The 21,076-nt window shown below is 72.4% G+C and carries 19 protein-coding genes and 2 pseudogenes; 6 read left to right on the forward strand and 15 right to left on the reverse strand.

Annotated elements, in window-relative coordinates; translation table 11 throughout:
• Positions 1 to 480 (reverse strand): hypothetical protein, encoded by a 480-nt coding sequence (locus ACF1CT_RS16400; protein WP_391784512.1) that lies wholly within the window; start codon positions 478 to 480, stop codon positions 1 to 3.
• Positions 481 to 729: 249 nt separating this feature from the next.
• On the opposite strand from ACF1CT_RS16400, the gene ACF1CT_RS16405 reads away from it, so the two are divergent.
• Positions 730 to 1,263: a pyridoxamine 5'-phosphate oxidase family protein gene (locus ACF1CT_RS16405; protein ID WP_391784513.1), complete on the forward strand. Its 534-nt coding sequence runs from the start codon at positions 730 to 732 to the stop codon at positions 1,261 to 1,263.
• A gap of 60 nt (positions 1,264 to 1,323) precedes the next feature.
• Here the strand turns inward: ACF1CT_RS16405 and ACF1CT_RS16410 are convergent.
• From ACF1CT_RS16410 to ACF1CT_RS16430, 5 genes and pseudogenes are all read right to left on the reverse strand, one after another.
• Positions 1,324 to 1,566: pseudogene (locus ACF1CT_RS16410) on the reverse strand (MFS transporter); the annotation flags it as partial.
• Positions 1,567 to 1,593: 27 nt separating this feature from the next.
• Positions 1,594 to 1,905, reverse strand: a pseudogene (locus ACF1CT_RS16415) (MarR family transcriptional regulator); the annotation flags it as partial.
• 232 nt (positions 1,906 to 2,137) lie between these two features.
• On the reverse strand, positions 2,138 to 2,722 hold the full coding sequence (locus ACF1CT_RS16420) for a TerD family protein (RefSeq protein ID WP_391784514.1): 585 nt from the start codon (positions 2,720 to 2,722) through the stop codon (positions 2,138 to 2,140).
• A gap of 53 nt (positions 2,723 to 2,775) precedes the next feature.
• A complete protein-coding gene (locus tag ACF1CT_RS16425) occupies positions 2,776 to 3,564 on the reverse strand; it encodes a polysaccharide deacetylase family protein (RefSeq protein ID WP_391784515.1) in 789 nt (262 codons plus the stop codon).
• A gap of 236 nt (positions 3,565 to 3,800) precedes the next feature.
• Positions 3,801 to 4,616: an SDR family NAD(P)-dependent oxidoreductase gene (locus ACF1CT_RS16430; protein WP_391784516.1), complete on the reverse strand. Its 816-nt coding sequence runs from the start codon at positions 4,614 to 4,616 to the stop codon at positions 3,801 to 3,803.
• Positions 4,617 to 5,048: 432 nt separating this feature from the next.
• Between ACF1CT_RS16430 and ACF1CT_RS16435 the strand changes: the two genes are divergently transcribed.
• The gene (locus ACF1CT_RS16435) at positions 5,049 to 6,200 is read left to right on the forward strand and encodes a galactosyldiacylglycerol synthase (RefSeq protein ID WP_391784517.1); all 1,152 of its coding nucleotides are present in this window, start codon (positions 5,049 to 5,051) and stop codon (positions 6,198 to 6,200) included.
• A gap of 124 nt (positions 6,201 to 6,324) precedes the next feature.
• On the opposite strand, the gene ACF1CT_RS16440 is transcribed toward ACF1CT_RS16435, so the two are convergent.
• The 6 genes from ACF1CT_RS16440 to ACF1CT_RS16465 all read right to left on the reverse strand — a co-directional run bounded on the left by ACF1CT_RS16440 (position 6,325) and on the right by ACF1CT_RS16465 (position 13,690).
• Positions 6,325 to 7,461 carry a hypothetical protein gene (locus ACF1CT_RS16440; protein ID WP_391784518.1) on the reverse strand — a complete coding sequence of 379 codons (1,137 nt, stop codon included), beginning with the start codon at positions 7,459 to 7,461 and terminating at the stop codon, positions 6,325 to 6,327.
• A gap of 142 nt (positions 7,462 to 7,603) precedes the next feature.
• Complete coding sequence (locus ACF1CT_RS16445) at positions 7,604 to 8,665, reverse strand: hypothetical protein (RefSeq protein WP_391784519.1); 1,062 nt, start codon at positions 8,663 to 8,665, stop codon at positions 7,604 to 7,606.
• Positions 8,662 to 9,948: an MFS transporter gene (locus tag ACF1CT_RS16450; protein WP_391784520.1), complete on the reverse strand. Its 1,287-nt coding sequence runs from the start codon at positions 9,946 to 9,948 to the stop codon at positions 8,662 to 8,664. Before ACF1CT_RS16450 ends, ACF1CT_RS16445 begins: the two co-directional genes overlap by 4 nt.
• On the reverse strand, positions 9,948 to 11,294 hold the full coding sequence (locus ACF1CT_RS16455; protein ID WP_391784521.1) for a discoidin domain-containing protein: 1,347 nt from the start codon (positions 11,292 to 11,294) through the stop codon (positions 9,948 to 9,950). Before ACF1CT_RS16455 ends, ACF1CT_RS16450 begins: the two co-directional genes overlap by 1 nt.
• 460 nt (positions 11,295 to 11,754) lie before the next feature.
• A complete protein-coding gene (locus ACF1CT_RS16460) occupies positions 11,755 to 13,344 on the reverse strand; it encodes a helix-turn-helix domain-containing protein (protein WP_391784522.1) in 1,590 nt (529 codons plus the stop codon).
• Complete coding sequence (locus tag ACF1CT_RS16465) at positions 13,337 to 13,690, reverse strand: hypothetical protein (RefSeq protein ID WP_391784523.1); 354 nt, start codon at positions 13,688 to 13,690, stop codon at positions 13,337 to 13,339. Before ACF1CT_RS16465 ends, ACF1CT_RS16460 begins: the two co-directional genes overlap by 8 nt.
• A 297-nt stretch (positions 13,691 to 13,987) precedes the next feature.
• On the opposite strand from ACF1CT_RS16465, the gene ACF1CT_RS16470 reads away from it, so the two are divergent.
• Both ACF1CT_RS16470 and ACF1CT_RS16475 read left to right on the forward strand, forming a co-directional pair.
• Positions 13,988 to 14,194: a DUF5988 family protein gene (locus tag ACF1CT_RS16470; RefSeq protein ID WP_391784524.1), complete on the forward strand. Its 207-nt coding sequence runs from the start codon at positions 13,988 to 13,990 to the stop codon at positions 14,192 to 14,194.
• A gap of 438 nt (positions 14,195 to 14,632) precedes the next feature.
• Entirely contained in the window at positions 14,633 to 15,205 is a 573-nt protein-coding gene (locus ACF1CT_RS16475) for a hypothetical protein (RefSeq protein WP_391784525.1), read from the forward strand.
• Positions 15,206 to 15,310: 105 nt separating this feature from the next.
• On the opposite strand, the gene ACF1CT_RS16480 is transcribed toward ACF1CT_RS16475, so the two are convergent.
• Positions 15,311 to 15,826, reverse strand: a complete 516-nt coding sequence (locus ACF1CT_RS16480) for a lytic polysaccharide monooxygenase auxiliary activity family 9 protein (protein WP_391784526.1) — start codon at positions 15,824 to 15,826, stop codon at positions 15,311 to 15,313.
• A gap of 284 nt (positions 15,827 to 16,110) precedes the next feature.
• Entirely contained in the window at positions 16,111 to 16,626 is a 516-nt protein-coding gene (locus tag ACF1CT_RS16485; RefSeq protein ID WP_391784527.1) for a DinB family protein, read from the reverse strand.
• 181 nt (positions 16,627 to 16,807) lie between these two features.
• On the opposite strand from ACF1CT_RS16485, the gene ACF1CT_RS16490 reads away from it, so the two are divergent.
• Both ACF1CT_RS16490 and ACF1CT_RS16495 read left to right on the forward strand, forming a co-directional pair.
• Positions 16,808 to 17,464 (forward strand): YoaK family protein, encoded by a 657-nt coding sequence (locus tag ACF1CT_RS16490; RefSeq protein ID WP_391784528.1) that lies wholly within the window; start codon positions 16,808 to 16,810, stop codon positions 17,462 to 17,464.
• Positions 17,465 to 17,927: 463 nt separating this feature from the next.
• Positions 17,928 to 19,400, forward strand: coding sequence for a PP2C family protein-serine/threonine phosphatase (locus ACF1CT_RS16495; RefSeq protein WP_391784529.1), 1,473 nt, complete (start codon positions 17,928 to 17,930; stop codon positions 19,398 to 19,400).
• Positions 19,401 to 19,570: 170 nt separating this feature from the next.
• Here ACF1CT_RS16495 and ACF1CT_RS16500 read toward each other — a convergent pair whose 3' ends face one another.
• Positions 19,571 to 21,070 carry a hypothetical protein gene (locus tag ACF1CT_RS16500; protein WP_391784530.1) on the reverse strand — a complete coding sequence of 500 codons (1,500 nt, stop codon included), beginning with the start codon at positions 21,068 to 21,070 and terminating at the stop codon, positions 19,571 to 19,573.
• Positions 21,071 to 21,076 lie beyond the last annotated feature (6 nt).

Genomic DNA, 21,076 nt, shown 5'->3' on the forward strand with positions numbered 1-21,076 from the left:
TCATGCCCTTCTCCGTTCGCAGCCGGTCGGCCAGATGACATCCACGTGGATTCCCCGCGCCCGGGCGAAGGCGACAAGGTGCGCGGTGGCGTCCCGGCCGTCCGACGGCGAGCCGTCCCACACGGCCAGTACGGTCCGGCACGTCTCCACCAGGCGCTCGTCGGCGCCGACGCACGCGTTGCGGTCGGCCGGGTCGAAGGCCAGCAGCCGCACGTGCTCGGCCAGGACCAGCAGTTCCCCGGCGGCGCGCCGGTCCCGCTCGGGCAGTACCGCGGGCACCGCCCCCTGGGCCGGCAGCAGCACCGTCAGTTTCCGCCCGGCAGCCCGGACGGCACGCCCGAACGCCAGGGGCAGGCCCGCCCCGACCCGCACGAGGGCGGCAGCGCCCTCCGCCAGGCCGTCCAGCCGTGTTCTCAGTTCCGTCTCCACCAACTCCAGAGTTCTGCTGTCGAGATCCCTGTGTCCGACGACCGCGATCACCGCGTTCCCCTCCTGCGCACTTCCGACCGAACGCACCGCACACCGGGACCCGGCCCCGGTTGCCGCCGTCGGGCCGGGCCGCGGCGTGCGGGCCCCCGCAGTGAAACCATCGGGGGCCCCGCACCGCTAGGGCCGTTCGGCCCTGGGCCGTTCGGCCCTGGCGGCGTGGAGCGGTACGCGATGTACTCGTACGGCAGACGAGCACATCAGGAACGAGGCCCGCCCCATGAGCCACGCAGGTCGACAGTCATGAGCAACGCAGGCCGCAGGCCGCCCGGATCACCGGTGTCCGTGGCCCCGGGCGGAACCGCGCGCGGATGGCCGGACGGTGTCCGGGCCCGTGGGCCGGGCGGGGCCGGGGCCCGGCGCACCGTCGAATTGACGGACCATCAGGCGATGCGGCTGCTGGCCGGGGTGTCGCTCGGACGGATCGTCTTCACCCAGCAGGCACTGCCCGCGATCCGGCCGGTGAACCATGTGCTGGACCGCGGGCGGATCGTCATCCGCACCCACCGGGACTCCGACCTGTTCGCCCAGGCGGGCCTTCACGGCGACCGGGGGGTCGTGGTCGCCTACCAGGCCGATGACATCGATCCGCTGACCCACCTGGGCTGGAGCGTCGTCGCGACGGGCTACTGCCGGCCGGTGACCGATCCCGATGCCCTGATGCGCTATCAACGGCTGATCAGGCCCTGGTCGGACCAGATGATGGAGTGCGCGGTGCACATCCGGCCCCATCTGGTCACCGGGATCCGCCTCGCCGAGGCCGGGTCCCGTGAGTGACGTCCCGGGCGGGCCCCCGCCGTCCGGGACGCACGGCGGGGCCCGGCCTCGGTGAGGCAGTCAGTGTTGTGCGGGACGCGGGACCCCTCGCGACCCGGTCGCCGCGAGGGCGGCGCCGGGCAGGCAGAGGATGCCGGTGACGGCAGCCGCGGTGTGCACACCGTTCATGAACGCCTGGCCGCTGCCCTCCACGACCGCCGCGCGAAGGCGTCCGTCCATGTCGCCGGAGACCGGGGCGACCCCCATGGCCACCGCGTCACCGGCCCCTCGCAGTCCGTCGGCCACGGGCGCCGGGACGCCGGAGGCCGGCTCCCGCCGCGCCCTCGCCGTCGGATACACATGGGCGATCCGCCTGTCGTCGGTGTCCTGCCGGCGCTCCAGCAGCCCGTGATCGGTGAGCTGGGAGACGAGCGTGCTGACGTTGTTCGGCCGCGTCAGCAGCGCGTCGGCGGCCTGCCGCACGGTGGCGCCCTCCTGCTGCGACACGCAACGCAACAGGGCGATCCGGGCCTCCGGGGGCTTGGGCCGCGGGAAGTCCGTGGCGACTCCGCGGTCCAGGGCCCGGTTCAGCGCGGGCGGGCACGACGCGAGCGCCGAGGCCATACGGTCGAGGTCCGGTGCGGACGCGCGGGAATCGGGCATGCCCGGATAGCAAGTCCGGCCACATAGGTATGTCAAAGGACGCGCCTCGGGGACCGGCCGGGATCCGGCCGGTCCCGATCCCGTCGTCGCCCCGGCCCGGACCCCCGCCGAGCCAGGCCTGGGCGGGCAGGTCGACGGGGAACGTCCACGGGGCACACCATCGGCACACGTCGACGGGGCGCGACGCGTCGACCGGGGCGGTCCGGTCGTCCGCGGGTGCGAGGCGGTCGCGCTACTTGCTGACGGCGAAGCGCATCAACGCCTGCTCGTCCCCCTGCTTGATCTTCCCGGTCTCGTTGATCACCTCAAGCTTCCAGCCCGTGCCGACACGGATCGCCTTGGCCACGGCACAACCGTTGTCGTTGGTGAGCAGGCTCGGCCAGATGTCGGCGACCTGCTGGCTGCTGCCGCCCGTCGCGTCGTACACCTTGAAGCTGATGTTGCGCGCGTTCTGGAAGGCGCTGCGCTTCTTGTACGCGGCGGCGACGAACACGATGGAGGTGATGTTCTGCGGTATCCGGGCGAACTCGACGGTCACCGTCTCGTCGTCGCCGTCGCCCTTGCCGGTCTGGTTGTCCCCACTGTGCACCAGCGAGCCGTTGCCCATCGGGTCCAGGGAGTCCAGCCCGGCCAGCCGGACCGGTTCCGCGCCCTGCAGGGCGATGGCGATCAGGTCGAGGTCGGTGCCGACCTTCTGCCGGAGTTTGCCCATCAGCCCTCCGCTGCTCCCCGACGTCGGGTCCCAGGACACCCCGATGGACAGATGCGTCACCCCGTCCAGATCGGCCGGACCGTCTTCCTTCTTCAGCGTGATCATGCGTGATCCCTCTTGGTGGTCAGACTGCTACCCCTGAAGTGTGCCTGGTGCCGTCATCGTTCGGCCCACCCGGGTGGATTTTGGCCACGCCCGCCCGGCCCGGCCGGAACGAGTCCGTGGTCGGCGAGCGGGCCGACCGTCAGCCCTGCGGCCCTGATGCCGTCGACCAGTTCGGGCAGCATCGTGAGCGCGCGGGCCCAACGCCCGGACGCCGACAGGTCGGCATCGTGCAGGAGAACCGTGCCGCCGCCGCGCAGATCGCGGCGCACCGTCGTCAGAACGCCCTCGGGGGTGGCGTCCTCCTCCCAGTCCCGGCCCCAGGCGGACCACAGGACGGGCCGCAGTCCGCAGCGCCGGGCGGCGGCCCACCGGCCACCGGTCAGAATCCCGTACGGCGGCCGGTACCACAACGGCCGTACGCCCGCGACCGTGCGGATCGCCGCCGCGGCGCGGGAGACCTCGCGCGCGTCCCGGACCGCGGCGGGGAACCACGGCCGACTGTGCGCCCACCCGTGGACGGCGAGTTCGTGGCCGCGGCGGACGATGTCCCGGCCGAGCTCCGGATGACGCAGCATGCTCCGTCCCAGCACGAAGAAGGTGGCGCGTGCCGAGAGCCGGTCCAGCGTGTCGAGGAAGAACGGGGTGGAATCGGGGTCCGGCCCGTCGTCGAAGGTAAGGGCGACGTGATGGGGGCGGCCGAGACCGGCCAGGGCGGGGAAGCAGGTACGGCGCAGACCCGGCAACCAGGTGCCGGCGGGGGCGACATGGGCGGTCAGTACGAGCGCCGCCGCTGCCAGTGGTGCGCGGAAGGCGGTGGGGATCGCCTCGCGTCGGTGTTTCATCGGGTTTCTCGTTCCTCCGTCGATGCGGTGACCGGTCCCGGCCGCGCGGGCCCCGGTGAGGGCGGTCCCGGTCGCGTCCCACTGGCCCGCGACCGCCGAGGAACGCGCCGGGCCCGTGGTCCCGGCGGCGCCCGCCGGTCCCCGCTCACCCCGGTCCGGGGAGGCCGCGGCCGTTGGCGGGGCGGCCGACAGCACCGGGGCCGGGACCGCGGCGAGGACGTTCACACGGCGGCCGCTCAGCCGAAGCGGGCCGCGAGCCGGTGGTAGAGCCGGGGCGCCACGGCGCGCACACATCCCGGCAGCCGCAGCCAGCCGGGTACGAACACCTCGTCACGGCCCGCCGTGAAGGCGTCCCAGAGCGCGTCGGCGACCTTCTCCGGCGACATGGGCCGGGGCCACGAACGGGCGTACGGCATGCCCCGCCGTTCGAAGAACGGGGTGTCCACGACGCCGGGGACCAGATGGGTGACGCGCACCCCGGTTCCGCGCAGTTCGTGGCGCAGCGCGTCGGCGAAGGTGGCGATCGCCGACTTCGCCGCCGAGTAGACGACTTCGCCGCGTACCCCGGTGGATCCCGCCACCGATCCGATCAGCATGATGTGCCCGCGTCCCGCGGCGAGCATGTGCGGGAGCAGGAGCCGCACCAGATGGACGACGGAGACCAGGTCGACGGTGAGGACCCGGTCGGCATCCGCGGCCGGCATGGTGTCGAAGGATCCGGCCCAGCCGACCCCGGCCGCCGCGACCAGCAGATCCACCCGACCGGCCGTACCGAGCGCCTCGACGACGAGCCTCTCGGTGTCGCCCCGCGACATCAGGTCCGCGCAGAGCGCCGTCGAGGACGTCGCCGCGGCGATGCCCGCCAGCCGTTCGCGGTCGCGCCCCGCGACGAGGAGCCGCCAGCCTCCTTCGGCCGCGATCCGGTGCGAGACCGCGGCTCCGATGCCCGAGGAGGCTCCCGTCACCAGGGCCACCCCGGTACGGGTGGCGCGCCCGTTTGGCACGTCGCCCTCCGGCACGCCGCGCCGGGCGGTCCCCGGACCAGATGACATGGCCTCTCCCCTGTGTCGGCACGGTGCGGCGCGATGCCCCCGCCTTCCGGGGACCGGCCCCGAGCGGACGGGGCGTGGGGCTTCGCGCCACCGGGTCTGGTTAGGAGTAGCCCGGGGGCGCCCGGGCAAAACCGTCGGCGCCCGGACCTCACTGGACCGCACCGCGGCGCTCCCGCCCGCAGAATGGGACCGACCACGTTCAGTACCCGCTGCCGCACGGCCGCCGGGTGCCGGCGGAGCGGAGGTGATCGCGTTGCCCGCTGCTCATGCGGATGGCTCCTCGGGGCCGTGCCGGGGCATCGGCCGATCGGCGGAGTCCGTCCGCGTGCCGGGACGGTCGGCGGCGCCGGAACCGGCCCGCTCCCGACGACGGGGACCAGCCGCCCGCACGGGGCACCGGCCCGTGCGCCGACGACGGACGGGAGCCCGCCGGTGAACACGTCACCCGGACGTTTCCTCGTCCTGAGCGCCGACATGGGCTCCGGGCACCACGCGGTGGCCGGTGAACTGACCCGCCGTCTGGAGGCGGACGGAGGACGGACGACGACGGTCGATGTCCTCGATCTGCTGCCCGCCGGGGTCGGCTCCGGCCTCCGCACCTTCTACCGGACGGTCATCTGTCATCTGCCGGCCGTCTACGCCGGGCTGTACGCGGCGTTCTTCCGGGGTTCGGGCGGCCCCCGGCCGAGCAGTTCCCCGTTGGCCTCGCTCGCCGGGCCGCGGCTGCTGGAGCTGGTCGCGCGGCAGCGGGCGGACGTCGTCGTCCCGGTCTTCCACCTCGCCGCCCAGCTCACCGGCGGACTGCGCGCACGCGGCGCGCTCACCGTCCCGAGCGCCGTCGTGATCACCGACTTCGCCGTTCACCGTCAGTGGCTCCACCCGGGCAACGACCTTCATCTGTGTCTGACGGCCGACGTGGCCCGCCGCGTGCGGCGGGCGGTGCGGCGCCCGGCCGTCGTCTCCGGCGCCCTGGTGGCCCCCCGGTTCCACGCCCCGGCGCCCACCGCGGCGGACTGGCGACGGCGCGTCGGCTCTCCGGACCGTCCACCGGTTCTGGTCTCGACGGGCGCCTGGGGCGCCGGGGGCGGCGTTGTGGACACCGCGCGGCTGATGGCCTCGGCGGGGTACGGACCGGTCGTGCTCTGCGGCGACAACACCCGTCTGCGCCGGAGCGTCGCCCGCGTCGAGCACGCAGAGGCCCTGGGCTGGGTCGACGACGTGCGGGGCCTCATGGCGGCCTCCCGCGCCCTCGTCGACAACGCGGCGGGCCAGACGGCGCTGGAGGCGCTGGCCGCCGGGCTGCCGGTGGTCGGATATCGCGCCATCCCGGGGCACGGGAGGGAGGGTGTGCGCCGCATGGCCGCGCACGGACTCTCGGACCACGCAGCGGATCCGTGGGCGTTGTTGCGGGCCCTGGACGACACGACCGCCGCGGGCCCGGTCCGCGAGCGACGCCTGTCCGCGGCCCGCGGTCTGTTCTCCGGTGCCGGGGTGCTCCCGCTCGAAGACCTCGTCCGGGCGGGCCGGGGGGACCGTGCCGGGGCCGGGGCTCCCCTGGCCCGCGGCGGACGGCGGGACGTCTGACCGAACCGGTACGCGGTCCTCCGGACGTTCCCGTCCCCGTTGCCCCCGTTCGCGTGCCTCGGCGCGAGCCCGCGGGGACCCTCGTCCAGGAGGCCTCCGACGCCCGCGCCGGGGAACGGACGGATCAGTAGCGCAGTGCGCCCGCGATGCCGACGCCGTCGGGAAGTGTTCCGTCGGGGACGAATCGCACCTCCGTGTCGGCGTCCAGCGCCTCCTCGATGAGACTGTCGACGATGTCCGTCTCGACGCCTTCGGGAGCCGGCTCGCCGGGCGGCACGTCGACGATGTGCAGTTGGTGGTTCTCGTCGGCGCGACCCGCCGCGCGCAGGCCCTCCTCCACCAGGACGAGGGCGGCCCGGTGCCCCATGACCGAGTTCCACACCTCCGCGAGCCCCGCCACGTACGCCTTGCGGCCGCGCGCCGCGTCCAGTTCCTCGCGGGCCCGCGCGGCCCGGTCCTCGCGGATCTTCTCGAAGACGGGTGCCAGCCGCTGCTCCAGTTGGGGAACGGCGTGTTTGTCGGCGCCCGTCAGGTCCAGCCTCCCCACCGTGGCGCCGGTGTGGCGCGAGACCTTCTCGAAGGCCGTGGTCAGCTCGGGGCTCCCCACCAGGACCAGTGGCAGCCGCCGCTCGGACATGGCCCGGGTGAAACGCTCCTCGATGTCGGTGACGTACTGCGCGATGCGCTCCGCCCGGTAGCCGGTGCGCTCCGTGCCGTACGCCGGGCCGGGAATCGCGTCCTCGCGGGAGGGAACCTGCGGTTGGGCGGGGAACCCGTGGCCGGTGGCCTCGGTCAGGTTTCCGGCATGGGCCAGGTACAGCCTGCTCTCCTCCTGGTCGAGGACCAGCACCCAGTACGGCCGTGCGAACAGATGCGCGGCGACCAGGTTGCGGGTGAGGAAGGTGTCCGTGACCTCGATGCGCTCGGGGACGTCGTGCGGAGAGCAGAACTGCCACGCCTGCGGGTCGTCGTCCGGTGCGAGCAGCACCAGCAGTCCGTCCTCGGCGCGTTGGGCGTCGAACAACCGCAGGACGGCGCTCTCGTCGAGCTGCCGCTCCAGCCGGAGGCGGCTCTCCCGGTCGACCGACGGGTCCTCCCTGACGCGCCGCGCCGCCTCGCCGAGGAGATTGCGCAGCCGGATCGGATCCTGCTCGTTGTCCGGCCTGGTCCGGTGCGTCGGCATGAGGAGCGAGATCGCCGGAAACGGGCGCGGGCGGCGCAGGTCCTTCAGTACGGCCGGGGTCAGGTCACTCGTGCGCATCCATGGCCTCCCTGGAGCGGCTGGGAACAGGTGATCGCATCCCAGGGGACCACGGCACGCCGCGACCCGCGATCGGACGCCCCACGGGCGCGCCGACGGGTGCCGACGGGTGCCGACGGGTGTCGGCACCCGGGCCCGGTGCTCAGCCCACCGCCGTCGGCGAGGATCCGCCGGCCACGGCCAGGCGGGGTGCGCCGGTGCCGTCGGCGGGAACGGTCCAGATGTCGCTCGCCCGGCCGGCGGAGCCCGGCAGGGCGTACCCGACCGCGGCATCGTCCAGCCAGGCCGCCTGGTCGTCCACGCTGTGCGTCTCGGCGAGCGCCGTCTCACGCATGGTCCGCAGGTCGAGGACGTACAACCGCCAGGGCGCGGCCGGGTCGTCGGAGACCTTCTTCTTGAAGGCGAGCCGGGTGTTGTCGGGCGACAGGGACGGGCATTCGACGTTCCGTCGCAGCGCCTTCGTCGCCCAGGTCCTCATGTCTCCCTGGACGAGGTACGTGCTGCCCCTGGTGGAGACGGTGGCGTAGAAACGGTTGTCGTCGCGGGCGAAGGACACCCCCCAGTAGTTGACGTCGGGGGCGTGGTACCGCTTGCCGTCGATGGTCAGCGGGATGTCCTCGATGGACTTGATGAGGTAGCCGGTGCGCAGGTCGAGGACGGCGGTCCGGGTGGAGAAGGCCGTGGTGGCGTACGAGTCACCGGTGGCGAACACCGTCCAGGACAGCATCCGGCCGGACGCCGAGACCCGGGCGCGGGTGGGAATGCCCGGCACGGTGATCCGGCGCTTCTCCCGAAGGTGCCGGTCGAACACGATCGCCTGGGTCCTCGGCAGCACACCGGGCCGGGTGCGCAGGCAGATGGCGCTGTCACCGGCGGCGTAGAAACGGTCGCAGGAGGGACCACCGGTGGTGCGCGCGCCGGCCGTGCGCGTGCCCACCGTGCGGGTGGCGGTCGTACGGTCGCCGTCGGCCTCGGCGAGCGGCTGGTGCGCGACGCGTCCCGTGTCCGTGTCCCGGAAGTACAGCGCGGGCCCGCTGACGGTGAACGAGGCGTCGGCGTCGGCCCGTTGCCCCTGCGCGCGGTGTTGTGCGCGCAGGGCGTAGCCGACGGAGCCGCCCGCGAGGAGGAGTACCGCGGCCGCCACGACGGCGATGCGGGACCGGGGGCCCAGCGGTGTCGCGGGCTTCGGGGACCTGGTGCTCATGCGGTCGGCCTTTCGGTGGTCGGGGCTGCCGGGTCCTCGGCACGGGGGTCGCGCGGCAGCAGCGTCCAGCCGCCCGCGAGCGCGGCGAGCAGGACCGATGCCGCTGCCCACAGCGCGGGGCCCGGTCCCCACACCGTCCAGGCGGCTCCGAAGCCTGCGGCGGCGAGCATCCGGGCCAGCGCCTGGCCGGTCTGGAGCAGGGCGAGTCCGCTCGCCCTGCCGTCGGCGGGGAGCACGGGTGAGGCGAGGGCCATCAGCACGCCGTCGGTGGTGGCGTAGAAGACACCGAGCAGGACGAGGACGGGTACGACGAGGAGCGGGAGCGGGCCACCGGCCGGGGCGAGGAGCACGACGTACACGCCGAGCAGGGCGATGTGTCCGTGCAGGAACGGCAGCCGTCGGCCGACCCGGTCCGCGATCCGGCCCGCCGGGACCGCGAGCAGCAGGTAGCACGCCGCCGCGCCGAGCGGCAGCAGCGGGAACCAGCCGATGGGCAGGTCGAGGCGTTGCTGGAGCAGGAGGTAGACGAAGGCGTCGCCGATGGTGGCGGCGCCGAGCAGGGCGGCGGCTCCGAGGATCTTCCTGAAGCCCCGGTCGCGGAGCGCGCCGAACACCTCGCGCCGCCGGGGCGCCGGTCTCGCCGCGGGCGCCGGCCGGTGCCCGGGTACGTACAGGACAAGGAGCAGTACGCCGAGCAGGCCGACGCAGAAGCTGACGACGAACACCGCGTCGTAGGCGTCGGCGGTGGCCCAGAGCAGGGCGAACGCGGCGAGCGGGCCGAGCAGGGCGCCGGTGGTGTCCATCGCCCGGTGCACGCCGAAGGACCTGCCGAGTGTCTCGGGTCTGCTGCTCAGGGTGATCATGGCGTCGCGGGGCGCGGTGCGGATGCCCTTGCCGACACGGTCGGCGGCGAGTGCCGCCGCGATCCCGGCGGTGGCGCCGCCCGCGAGGAGCAGGCCGAGCCGGGAGAGGGCCGAGAGGGCGTAGCCGGTGCCGGCGACCCGCTTGTGCCGGTGCCCGCGGTCGGCGGCATGTCCGCCGACCAGTCGGACGATGGCGGTCGCACCGTTGAACAGGCCGTCCAGGAAGCCGAATTGGAGGGGCGAGAGACCCAGTCCGAGGACCAGGTAGAGCGGCAGCACCGCGGTGACCATCTCGGAGGAGATGTCGGTGACGAGGCTGACCGTGCCGAGTGCGAGGACGGTGCCGGGGACACGCCGGCCCGCCCCGCCCGTGCGGGGCGGAGCCGGCGTGTCCCGGCGGCCTGTGGTCGCCAGGTACATCAGTGGCAGGTGTACTTCGGGCTGGTGTCCTTGGCCTTGCCGTCGGTGCCGACGTAGCTCCAGCTGTAGCCGGAGTCGGTGAAGTCCAGTTTCAGGACCCCGTATTGACCGCTGATCCGCTTCTGGCTGTTGGGCTGGACGTCCTCGATGGGGTAGGGCTCGGCGCCACCCATGCCGCCGATGATCTCGGTGATTCCGTCGGCGGTGGCCTTCCCGTCGGGGTTCTGCGGGGCGAATCGTTCGTAGTGGTGGTCGTGCCCGTTGAGCACGAGGTCGGCCTTGGCCCCGTAGAGGAGTTTCCAGACCGGCCGGCTGACCGGGTCGTTGCCGTGTCCGCCCGAGGAGTACAGCGGGTGGTGCCAGAAGGCGGCGATGCACGCCTTGTCGTTGGCGGCCAGGTCGGCCTTGAGCCAGTCGGTCTGGGCGCTCTTGTCGAGGGAGTTGGAGTCGAGGGCGATGAAGTGCCAGTTGCCCTCGTCGAAGCTGTAGTAGGTCTTGCCCTGCGGGTAGGCGATGGCGCCGAAGTACGCCTTGTAGCCGGCCAGGGATCCGGCGGGGTCGTACGTCTCGTGGTTGCCCGGTACCGGGTGCGTCTTGCTCTTGAAGGCGCCCCAGGTCTTGTCGTAGTAGGCGCGGTAGTCGGCGATCCGGGCGTCGTCGTACTGGTTGTCGCCCATCGTCAGGTAGAACTTCGGATTGATCTGCTGGGCCAGTGCGGCGGTCCTGGGGTGGGCGCAGTCGCTGTCGGAGGCAGTGCACTGGGCGGCGATGTCACCGGCGGCGACCACGGTGAAGGCGCCGGTCTGCGGGGGCGTGCCGTCGACGGTGCCGTACACCTCGACCTCGTGCAGCGAGTAGCCGTACGAGGTGCCGCGCGTGGTTCCGTACACGCGCAGGTAGCGGCCCCTGCCGGTGAGGCCGGGCCAGTCGTCGGTGCCGCCGTTCCCCGCCTTCTCCTCGGCGAGCCGGGTCCAGGCCGTGCCGTCGGCGGAGATCTCGATCCGGTACGCCTTGGCGTACGCGGCCTCCCAGTCCAGTCTCACCCGCGTCACCTCGGCGGTGGAGCCGAGGTCGACGCGGATCCACTGCGGGTCCTTGCCCTCGGCGCTCGCCCAACGGGTGGCCGGGTCGCCGTCGAAGGCGTTCTGCGGGCCGAGGCCGGAGTCCTCGCTGGAGGACGCGGTGGCCGGTTTGCCACGGGAGATGAGGGGGTCGGCCGCGGCGCCGGCCCGGTCGGGGTGGGCGAGCAGCAGGGCGCCCACGAGGGCGAGTACGGCGACGACGACCACGCCCGCCGTGCGGCGCCGCGTGGGTGCGAGAAGGGGAACTGAGCCGTTCAGGTGCATACCTGGACTCCTGGCCTGTGGGGTGGCGAGAGCTGGGCATCGGTTCGACCGCGCCCGTCCCGGACGGACGGGGCCGCATCCCGGCGGCCGGGGCAGAGCTCTCGCTGAGCGCGTCATGCCCACGGATCGGGCACCGCGCCAGGCCGCCGCCCGGAATGCTAGCGAACAGTAAAGTTTCCTACCAGTCCCCAATTCGCTTTGTTCCGGGGCGCGTTCGGGAGTGATCGACGGCTTGCGGACGCGCGTTGGGGGCGCGACGCGCCCTCCGCACGCCCGTTCCCGAAACGTGCCCGGTCGCCGCGCCGGACAGCGGCGGACAGCGCCGTCCGCACGACTGCGCCGGGCATTGGCGCTCACGGGCGGGGGGGAGCCCATCGCACCCCGGGCGCAGGGCCCCCTCGCCGGGGCCCGGGCATCCGGCCTCCGCGTCACCGGCGGGTGCGCGGAACCGGCCACCGCCTCACCCGTCGGCGTCCTCGTCGTCGCCGACGGTGTAGACGTCCTTGACCTTGACCTCGGTGACGCCCCGGCCCTCGGGGAACACCCGGCGCCAGTCGCCCACGACGTGGAGTTCGTCGGTGCCCATCGCCCGCACGACCGCGAGACCGCCCTCATGCGCCCTGAGGGCCTTCGTCCACAGGTTGGCAAAGGCCTGCGAGCGGATGATGTGCATCCAGTCCGGCCGGTACAGCTCCCGGTTGTAGTTCGACTCCCCCATGGTGGAGACGAACTTCGAGTACATGGCCTTCACGTACTCCAGTGTCACCTCGTCACCGGCGGCGATCGCCGTGTCCCTGGCGTCCTTGAGGGCGACGCGGAACTTCTCCAGCAGGTTCTCGGTGGCCCCCGAGGTGAAGGACTCATGGATCCGGGGAGGCTCGCACAGTCCGTACTTCGGCCCCGAGAGGCGCAGCAGCAGGCGCAGCGTCGGTTCGGTCACCCACAACGGGCCGGGTTCGTCCCGGTTGCCGATCGGATTGGGCAGCACCGCCGCGTGCTCCCACTCGGGCGGGGTGATCAGGTGGACACCGGCGCGGCGGCGGTCGTGGCCGAAGCCGGTCGAATGCTCGAGCTGCCCCAGCGGCAGATGCGTCTTGAGCGCGGAGAGGTAGGCACCGTTGACGTCGAGCGCCGTCACCTCATGCCGTCCGGGCGGGAGTTCCCGGCGTGTCCATTTCGGGCGGGCCTCCCAGACCTGGTCCGCGCCCCGGGACGTCTGCTTCTTCAGGATGTCGGGGATCCAGGGGTGGGCGATCACGTCGTAGCGCGCGCCCTTGCGGGTTTCGTCCAGCAGGCGCATCGCGTCCGGGATCGCGCGCTTCGCCAGTGCGGCGACGGCGGCGTCGATGTCGCCGCGGTGCTCGGCGAGCACGCCCCGCACCACTTGATGGATCAGGTCGGCCGGGCCGGACGGTTCCCGGAGCACACGCCGTGCCGTCGTACGCGGTCCGTCCGCAGCGGAGGCGGATGACCGTTGCGGGGACTGCCGGGGGGCGGGTCCGGCACCGCGGTCGGCACCGGACGCGGTGGGGGCGGCGCCGGTCGCCGAGGCGGCCGGACGGCAGTCGGCGGCGTCCAGGTGCTGGGCGAACCCCGCGACCCGTTGCCCGGCGGGGTGCCCGCACAGCACACACGGCTCGGCGGTGGCGAGGGGCTCCACGTCGTCGTTCCCCGGCCCGGGATCCGGGGCGGCCTCGCCGGCGCGCTCGGTGCCGCGGGGCGCGGGGGCGGGGCTCCCGACCGGCGCCGCCGCGGAGCGCGGCTCCGGCTCGGGCCCGGTGTCCGCCGCCGGACCCGGCTCGGGCTCGGGGCCGAGCTTGGCGTTCAGCCCGTCCAGCAGATACGCGTACTTGGCGCGCGTCTCACCGGAAGGGTCGCGGCCGTTCTCCCACCCGGCCACGGTCGACGGGCCCACGCCGAGCGCCCGGGCCACCTGCGCCCTGGACAGCCTGGCCCGCTCCCGCAGCGCGCGTCGCGCGTCGGCGGCCGGGAGCTCGGCCTCGGGGCCGACGACGGCCAGCAGCGAGTCGATGGCGTCGAATTCACCCACCGGACCGCCCTCCTCGAATGTAGGTGACGGGGTTGCGGGACAGGTGCGGGCTGGGGGTGGGGCGACCGACGCGCGGGTCGTCGCGCAGGATTTCCCCTTCGAGCGCGTAGCGGTCCCCGTGCTTGGAGATGCCGGTGATCCTCGCCACCGCGAGCACGGTGCCCGAGGTGTTGATGATCTGCGCCTCGCTCTCGGACAGGGCGCGGTCGGCATTGAACTTCCAGAGCCCCCGGCCGGCTTCCCACGCCTCGTCCTCGCTCATACCGGCACGCCAGCCGAGGACGGTCCGGGCCAGGGAGTCGCCCACGCCGGCGGCGCGTTCCGCACCGATCTGGATCTGCAGCACCCGTCCGCCCCTCGGAGACTTCTCAACTTGTTACGAAGTTAGCATCGCCGCCGGGCCGCCACCGCACCACACGTCGGCCCGGACGGTGCACCGCGCGCCGGAGCTCCTCCCGGTCCGGGCGGAACGACCGCGGAACCCGAACCGGAGACCGGGGCCGATGTGGGCGGCCGGGATCCGGGGCCGGGGCCGGGGGCCGGGTCATGGCTCCGGGCTCCGGGCTCCGGCGGGAGTCACGGCGGACCGGATGTCGGCGCGTCATGGAGGAGCCCCGCCCCCTCACCGGCGAAACTCCCCTTCATGACCAACACACCCAAGGCGTTCCTCGACGGCGGCCCCGACGATCTTCCCGAGCGCATCGTCCCGGTCACGGACACGGGGGGCGATCTCAAGATCTCGTTCCGCGGCGGATACGAGCACTTCAGGGTCACCACGCGCCACCAGGAGACCCCGGAGGGCCAATTGCCCGTCTACGAATGGTGGGAACGCACCGAGTTCCCGGGCTGAACACCGCCCGCCACGGACCACCGCCCACGGCCGGGCGACGAGCGGGCACAACACCGGACGGGAGGCAGGTCGTGCCGACCGGCCGGCACGATCCCACACGCCTCAGGGAAAGCACCAGGCCAGGGGCACGATCGCCACACCCCGGGGAACGGCGTGAGCCATTTTCCTGGCACGTCAACAAACGACACGCCGTCGCCGGGGTGAGCGGGCTTCAGAAAGTCGCCCGGACGGACCAACGTTTCATCAACTCACCGGAAACCATGGAGAGTTATCAAATGATCAGATAATCCGGAAATAGCATTTGGCGTACTTTCTGTACCTCGATCGACGTTCCGGGGGTGCGGGGCAACGTGTCCGATATGACAGGTATGAGGACCGTCAGTACGTTCAGTCTCGGGCCGACTGCTCAGCCGGCCTCTCTGAGACAGGAGAAGTGACATGGCTACCCGTTCCACCGTTGTGACCGCCGCTGTGGCGGCCGCCGCGGCCCTGGCCGCCACCGGCATCACGTACGCCTCGGCCGCCACCACCGAACCGCCGGTCCAGGCGGCCCCCGTCGTCCAGCAGGCCGCCGCCCCCACCACGGCCCTCAACGGCGGCGACGCCGGCAAGGGCAACGAGGGCAAGGGCAATGAGGGCCGGGGCAACGAGGGCAAGGACTACGGCAGGGGTCACGACCGCGGCGGTCGCGACCACTACGAAGGCCGCATCCACATCAACGAGCGCACCTACTCCGACGAGCGCGGCGGCTGCATCACCGTCGTCAGCGGGCTCGGTTCCAAGAGCCTCAACATCCGCAACGAGAGCCGCCGGAGCGTCGAGGTCTTCCGCGGTGCCACCTGCGACAACGGCGCCCCGATCGCGACCGTCGGACCGCACAGCTCCAGCGACGGGGTCTTCCCCGGCCACGTCAGGGGCGGCGTGCACGTCCACGACGGAGTCGTCGGCAGCTTCCGCGTGATCGAGCACCACGGTGACCGCGGCGGCGACCGCGGCGGCGACCGCTACTGACCCGACCGTCCATCCACACACAACCCCGGCCCGCCGGAATCGGGCCGGGGTTCCGTGTGCGTCGGGCAACCCGGGAGGTCCGGGACTCGGCGGCCCCGGCCCCGGTCAGCCGACGTTCACGTCGATGCAGGCGTAGAAGGCGTTCGCGGTGTCGGCGATGTTCCACACCGCGAGAACCTTCTGCTTGCCGGTCAGCCCACCGAAGTTCACCTGGTGGGTGACCGTGGCACCGGGCTGAGCACCGTTGTCGTTGAATTCCGCGATCTTCCGGCCGCCCGCGAAGTACTGCCAGGTGCTCGTGGCGTGCCGGGCGGTCAGGACCCACTGGAAGGAGGTGGTCCCGCTCACCGGGGTCACCTTCCAGCCCTTGGAGTCGTTGTCGAGATCGGCGAAACGGCTGTTTCCGCCGCTGCAACTGGTCAGCCCCTTGGGGCCTTCCACGCTCTGCGGCTCGTACTTGATCTCTCCGCAGCTCACGGTCCCGGCGGCGCACTGGGCCTGGCGGCTCGGCGGCGACGAGATGTATCCGTGGGCGCTGGCGGAACCGGCCGGCAGGCTCAGGGCCAGTACGGGGGCGAGCAGAGCACCTACGGCGGCGGCTGTCTTCCTTTTCGTGTGCATGCTTCTCCTTCACATGAGGCGTCGCCGCGCACAGTCGGATAGTGGGGACCCGGCCATGGCGGACCGGCCTCTCCAGTGTGGGGACCAAGAGGCGCGAAGGGCACTGCAGAACCTACGGGAGCATGCACCCGGCAGTCGCAGGCGTCCGAAGGCTGCCTTGCACTTGGACTAGACCATAACCAATGGCGACTCGGCGTCAAGAGTGCCGGCAGGAGGGAAGTTCACCGGCACGACATCTGGACGTCCCGGCCGGCCCGCCCGCCCGGAACGTCCGCCGTGACGCGTCAGCCGCCCGTCACGCCGTCGAGGCGTTCGCGCAGCAGGTCGGCGTGACCGATGTGACGCGCGTACTCCCCGATCATGTGCAGATGCACCATGCGCAGCGAGTACTCCTCACCGGCGTGGGTGAAGGTGTCGTCCAGCGAGGCATCGGCGACGATCGCGTCCGCCAGTCGGCGCTCCTCGACCAGACGCCCGTAGTCCTCCTCCGCCCGGGCGGGGTCCAGATCCTCGAAGTCGGCGTCCTTCCCCTTCGCCGGGTCGTACATCTCGTCCAGGTCCTCGCCGGCGAACCGTCGGCGGAACCAGACGCGTTCGACCTTCGCCATGTGGCGGATCAGCCCGAGAAGCGTGAGGGCCGACGGCTCCACCGTCCGCTCGGCGAGTTGCTCCCCGGTGAGCCCGGCACACTTGTGCAGCAGGGTGTCGCGGTACCACGCGAGGTACCCGGTGATCATGTCGCGCTCACCCGCCACGAGTGAACCGGACATGCGCTCGACGTGCGGTGCTTTCCAAGTCATGCCCCGATCCTGCACCGTCCGCGGTGGACCGGGCCATCCCGTGCACGCCCGCGGGGACGGATCGGCCGCGCACGGATGCCGCGCGGGCCGGGACCGCGCGACCACGCCGCGCCTCCGGCTCGCCGCGCCGCACCGAGGACGGATCGGCCCGATCGGGTACCGCCGCACCGAGAATGACGGCGTGTCCACTGTTTCCCCCTCCACCGGCCACGGCTCCCGGGGCGAATGGGCCATGCTGCTCCTCTCGGCCGCCTCGGGAGCGGCGGACGCCTTCGTCTTCATCTGCGTCGGTCAGGTCTTCGCCGGAGTGATGACCGGAAACCTCGTCCTGTTGGGCGCTTCCGCCGTCGGCACCGGTGAGCACGGGGCGGCCCCGCGGGTGCTCACCGCGCTCGCCGGGTACGGCGTCGGGGTCGCGTTCGCGGCATGGGCGGCCGAGCGGTTGCGGTGGCCGCCGCCGGTGACGCTGCTGTTCGAGGTGGCACTGCTGGCGGCGGGGGCCGCGCTGTGGTGGCTCGACCCGGTCGGCTCCGACCGCGACCGGCTGGGGCTGCTGGCCCTCATCTCCACGGCCATGGGGATCCAGGGACGCGTCCTCAGGACTCCCACGAACTACTTCACCGGCACACTCACCTCTCTCCTGGGCCGCACGGCGCTGCGGTCCTGGCAACAGGGGGATCGCTGGGTATCGGGTCGGCTGCTGGCGGTCGTGGTGGGCGCCGCCGTCACCGCGCTGGCGGTACGGGTCCGGCCGGACGTGGCGGCCGCGGTCGCGGTGGTGCCCGCGGCCGGCGCCCTGCTGATCGAGGCCGCGCCGTGGCGGTGGACCCGCGGCTGAAGCCCCTGGGCGGGGCCCACGCCTTCGGGGTCGTCGCGAGCGGCGCACGCCCGGCGAGGGGGCCCCGGCCGGATCGGGGGTCGCCGGCCGGGGCGGTCAGGACGGGGGACGCCGAAACAGCCCCCACATAGATGAATGATAAACCACCACCTTCACTCCCGGACCGCCGGACGGCGGCCACGAAACGACGCGCGCCCCCTTCCCCGCTCCGGTCGCACGTCATCCATCGACGGCGCACAACCGGCGCACAAGCAGCGCATTCACCCTCCGCCCACATGATCCAACGTCCGCCGACAGAAAGTTTGTTCGATAAAGAGCCACTCCGCACCGCCGGTGGCATATGCCGCAAGCAACAACGTATCGAGTGTTGCCGAATCCCTTACACACCCCTGCGGCCTGTGCGACAGTCGACCCCGGCCCACCCTTCAGACCTGGTCGCGCCGCGCCTGTATCGGAGTACGAGATGCCGTCCCCTCTGTCCGCGGACCGCCCCGCCCCCCGGCCGCCCGAACATGACGCCGTCGAGCTGTTGATCGATCGGACCCGGCAGTTGCGCGGCGCGGTGGACGCGGTACGGCGGGACGCGGTGCTCATCGACGACGAGGACCCACAGGCACGCTGGCAGCGCGCGCTCTGCGAACTGGCGGTCCACCACCTCGACGATCTCGGCACACAACTGGGGCAGCTCAGGGAAGGACTCGCACGGGAAACGCCCCGAACGGCGCGGCGGGCCGGGGAGGCCTCCGACCGGAACGGCCCCGACGACGCGTCCGATCCGCCGGAACCCGGTCCACCCATCGGCAGAGTGGGCAGCGCCGAGTGGAATCTGCTGACCGACGAAGTCACCTGGTCCGAAGAGCTGTTCCAGATCTTCGGCAGGTCGCCCGACAGCGGCCCGCTCTCCCTGGACGACCTCCCGTCCGTGCTTCTCCCCGAGGACCAGCCACTGCTCACCGCACTGGTCACGGACTGCCTGGTGGACGGGAAGCCGATAGACGGCGAATTCCGCATCCGGGTGGCGGACGGACACACGCGCACGCTCCACATGAGGGGCGAGCCGGTTCTGGACACGGACGGCTGCACCGCCTCGATGTGGGCGGTTCTGCGTGATGTCAGCGAACTGCGCAGCAGCCAGCGGACGGTACGACGGACCCGGGAATCACTGCACCGTCGCCGCCACATGGCCCGGACCGAGCACAGGATGGCGGTCGAGCTCCAGGAGGCCGTACTGCCCCCGTGGCGGGGATCGCTGCGCCTGCCCTCGCACGGCGCGGGCGCGCTGGACATCGCCGCCCACTACCTTCCGTCGGCGTCGAGTTCCCTGATCGGCGGCGACTGGTACGACGCCCTGGAACTGCCGGACGGCAGGACGGTGCTCACCGTGGGCGACCTGACCGGGCACGGCATCCAGGCCACCTCGTCCATGGCGATGCTGCTGGGCGCGCTGCGCGGGATGGCCGTGGCCGGGATCGAGCCCGGGGCCCTGATGGGCCACCTCAACCAGTTACTCGAATCGTCCGCCCGGCCGGCCCTCGGCAGCGCGATGTGCTGCCGCTTCGACCCGGCGGACGGCACTCTCGTCTGGGCGCAGGCGGGGCACCCCGCACCGCTGCTGTTCCGCAACGGAGAGGGGTGCCCGCTGCCACCGCCCGACGGCGTCCTGCTCGGCGCGGCGTCCAAGGTCGCCTACGAGCAGGACGAAGTGAACCTGCTGCCCGGCGACGTGCTGGTCCTGCACACCGACGGACTGAGCCGTCACAGCGACCGGGATGCGGGCCCGGACGCCCTGCTCGCCCTCGCACCGCGCTTCGCACACGCGCGCACGGCACAGGAGTGCGTGCGTACGGTCGTCACGGAGTTCGGTGGCACCGAACGCCTGGACGACGCGTGTGTGCTGATCGCCCGCATCAGTGGGCTCGGCGGCACACATGCGTGAACACGGACATCTGCGAACGCCGCGGAACGACGTGGGAGGAAGGGACCGCCCACGGGCGTGCCGTCCGGACGGCCGACGGCCGAGCACGGATTCGGTCGGACGGTGAGAAGAGGGGCTGTCGTCGGTCGTGCCTCCACGACCGGCACCCGATCGCGCGGTGCCCGCGCTTGTCAGATCTCGGACGAGCGCCTGGGCTGCTTGATGACGGAGTGCTGCGGCATGGAGACCTTGATCTCCTCGCGCAGGTCCTCGATCTTCGCGTAGCCCGCGAACTGGCCCGTCAATCGGTACATCTCGCGCAGCCTGTCCCAGGTGCGGTGCGAGGAGGTCTCCCCCATCGTCACCAGCGCCAGTCGCGCGTAGCGGTCGGCCTGTTCGGGATCGTCGGCGATGAAGCACGCCGAGGCGAGTGAGATGTAGTCGAAGATCTTGGACCGCTGGCGGCCGTTGACCCGGAGTTCCAGAGCCCGCTTGGCATGGCGCTGGGCCACCGCCGCCACCGACGGGTCGTGTTCGGCGAGCGTACGGAACGCCAGGGCCTGCATGCCGTGCAGATCCGCCTCGTCGAACATCTGCATCCAGCTCGGGGGCGGCACGTCGCCCTTGTCCGAGACGAACAGTTCCTCGGCCTTGCCCAGCGTGCGCCGCATCGTCTGGCCCCGTCCCATCGACGCCTGTGCCCACGCCTCGATGGTGTACAGCATCGCCCGGGTACGCGGCAGGACCATGTCACCGGAGCCGGACCTGGCCAGCTTCATCAGGTCGAGTGCCTCGTCCGGGCGGCCGAGGTGGACCATCTGACGAGCCGCCCGGGACAGCGCCTCGCCCGCGCGCGGGCGATCGCCGCCCTCACGTGCGGCGTGGGCGGCGATGACGAAGTACTTCTGCGCGGTGGGTTCGAGACCGATGTCGTGGGACATCCATCCCGCGAGCACCGAGAGATTGGCGGCGACGCCCCAGAGCCGACGTTGCAGATGATCGGGATGCCGGTAGGCGAGCATGCCCCCCACCTCGTTGAGCTGGCCCACCACGGCCTTGCGCTGAAGGCCGCCGCCCCGGGACGCGTCCCAGGCGCGGAACACCTCGACGGACCGTTCGAGCGCCTCGATCTCCTCCGATCCGATGGGCGCCGCCTCGTACCGGTCGAATCCGGCGGAGTCGGCGTGCGTGGGGACTTCCGTCCGTGGGACGTCGGCCGCGAGCACGGGGTCGCTGTGCAACCAGTCGTGCATCGGGCCGGTGATGGTCGATCCTGCGGCGAGCGCGGCGCCCGCGCTCACCAAGCCGCGTCGGTTGAGCATGAGGTCCATTCCCGTGAATTCGGTGAGGACCGCTGCCGTCCGCTCGGGCGCCCAGGGCAGTCCGTCGGGATTGTTCTCCGTCCCGACCTCTCGCCGTCTCCCCACACGCCCGCGTCGGCCGAACCCGAGGTCCTCGATGGTCACGACACGGCCGAGCCGCTCGGTGAACAGGGCTGCCAGCACCTTGGGCACGGGATCGCGGGGGGACTCCCCCGTCTCGATCCAACGCCTCACCCGCGAGGTGTCGGTGGCCAGTTGCGGATGGCCCATGGCCGCCGCCTGCCGGTTCACCAGTCTCGCGAGTTCGCCCTTGGACCAGCCGGCGAGGCCGAACAGGTCGGACAGGCGGGTGTTGGGTTCTCCGGTCACGTCAAG

It is taken from the genome of Streptomyces sp. NPDC014734 (assembly GCF_043083325.1).
In the GTDB taxonomy this organism is placed as follows: domain Bacteria; phylum Actinomycetota; class Actinomycetes; order Streptomycetales; family Streptomycetaceae; genus Streptomyces.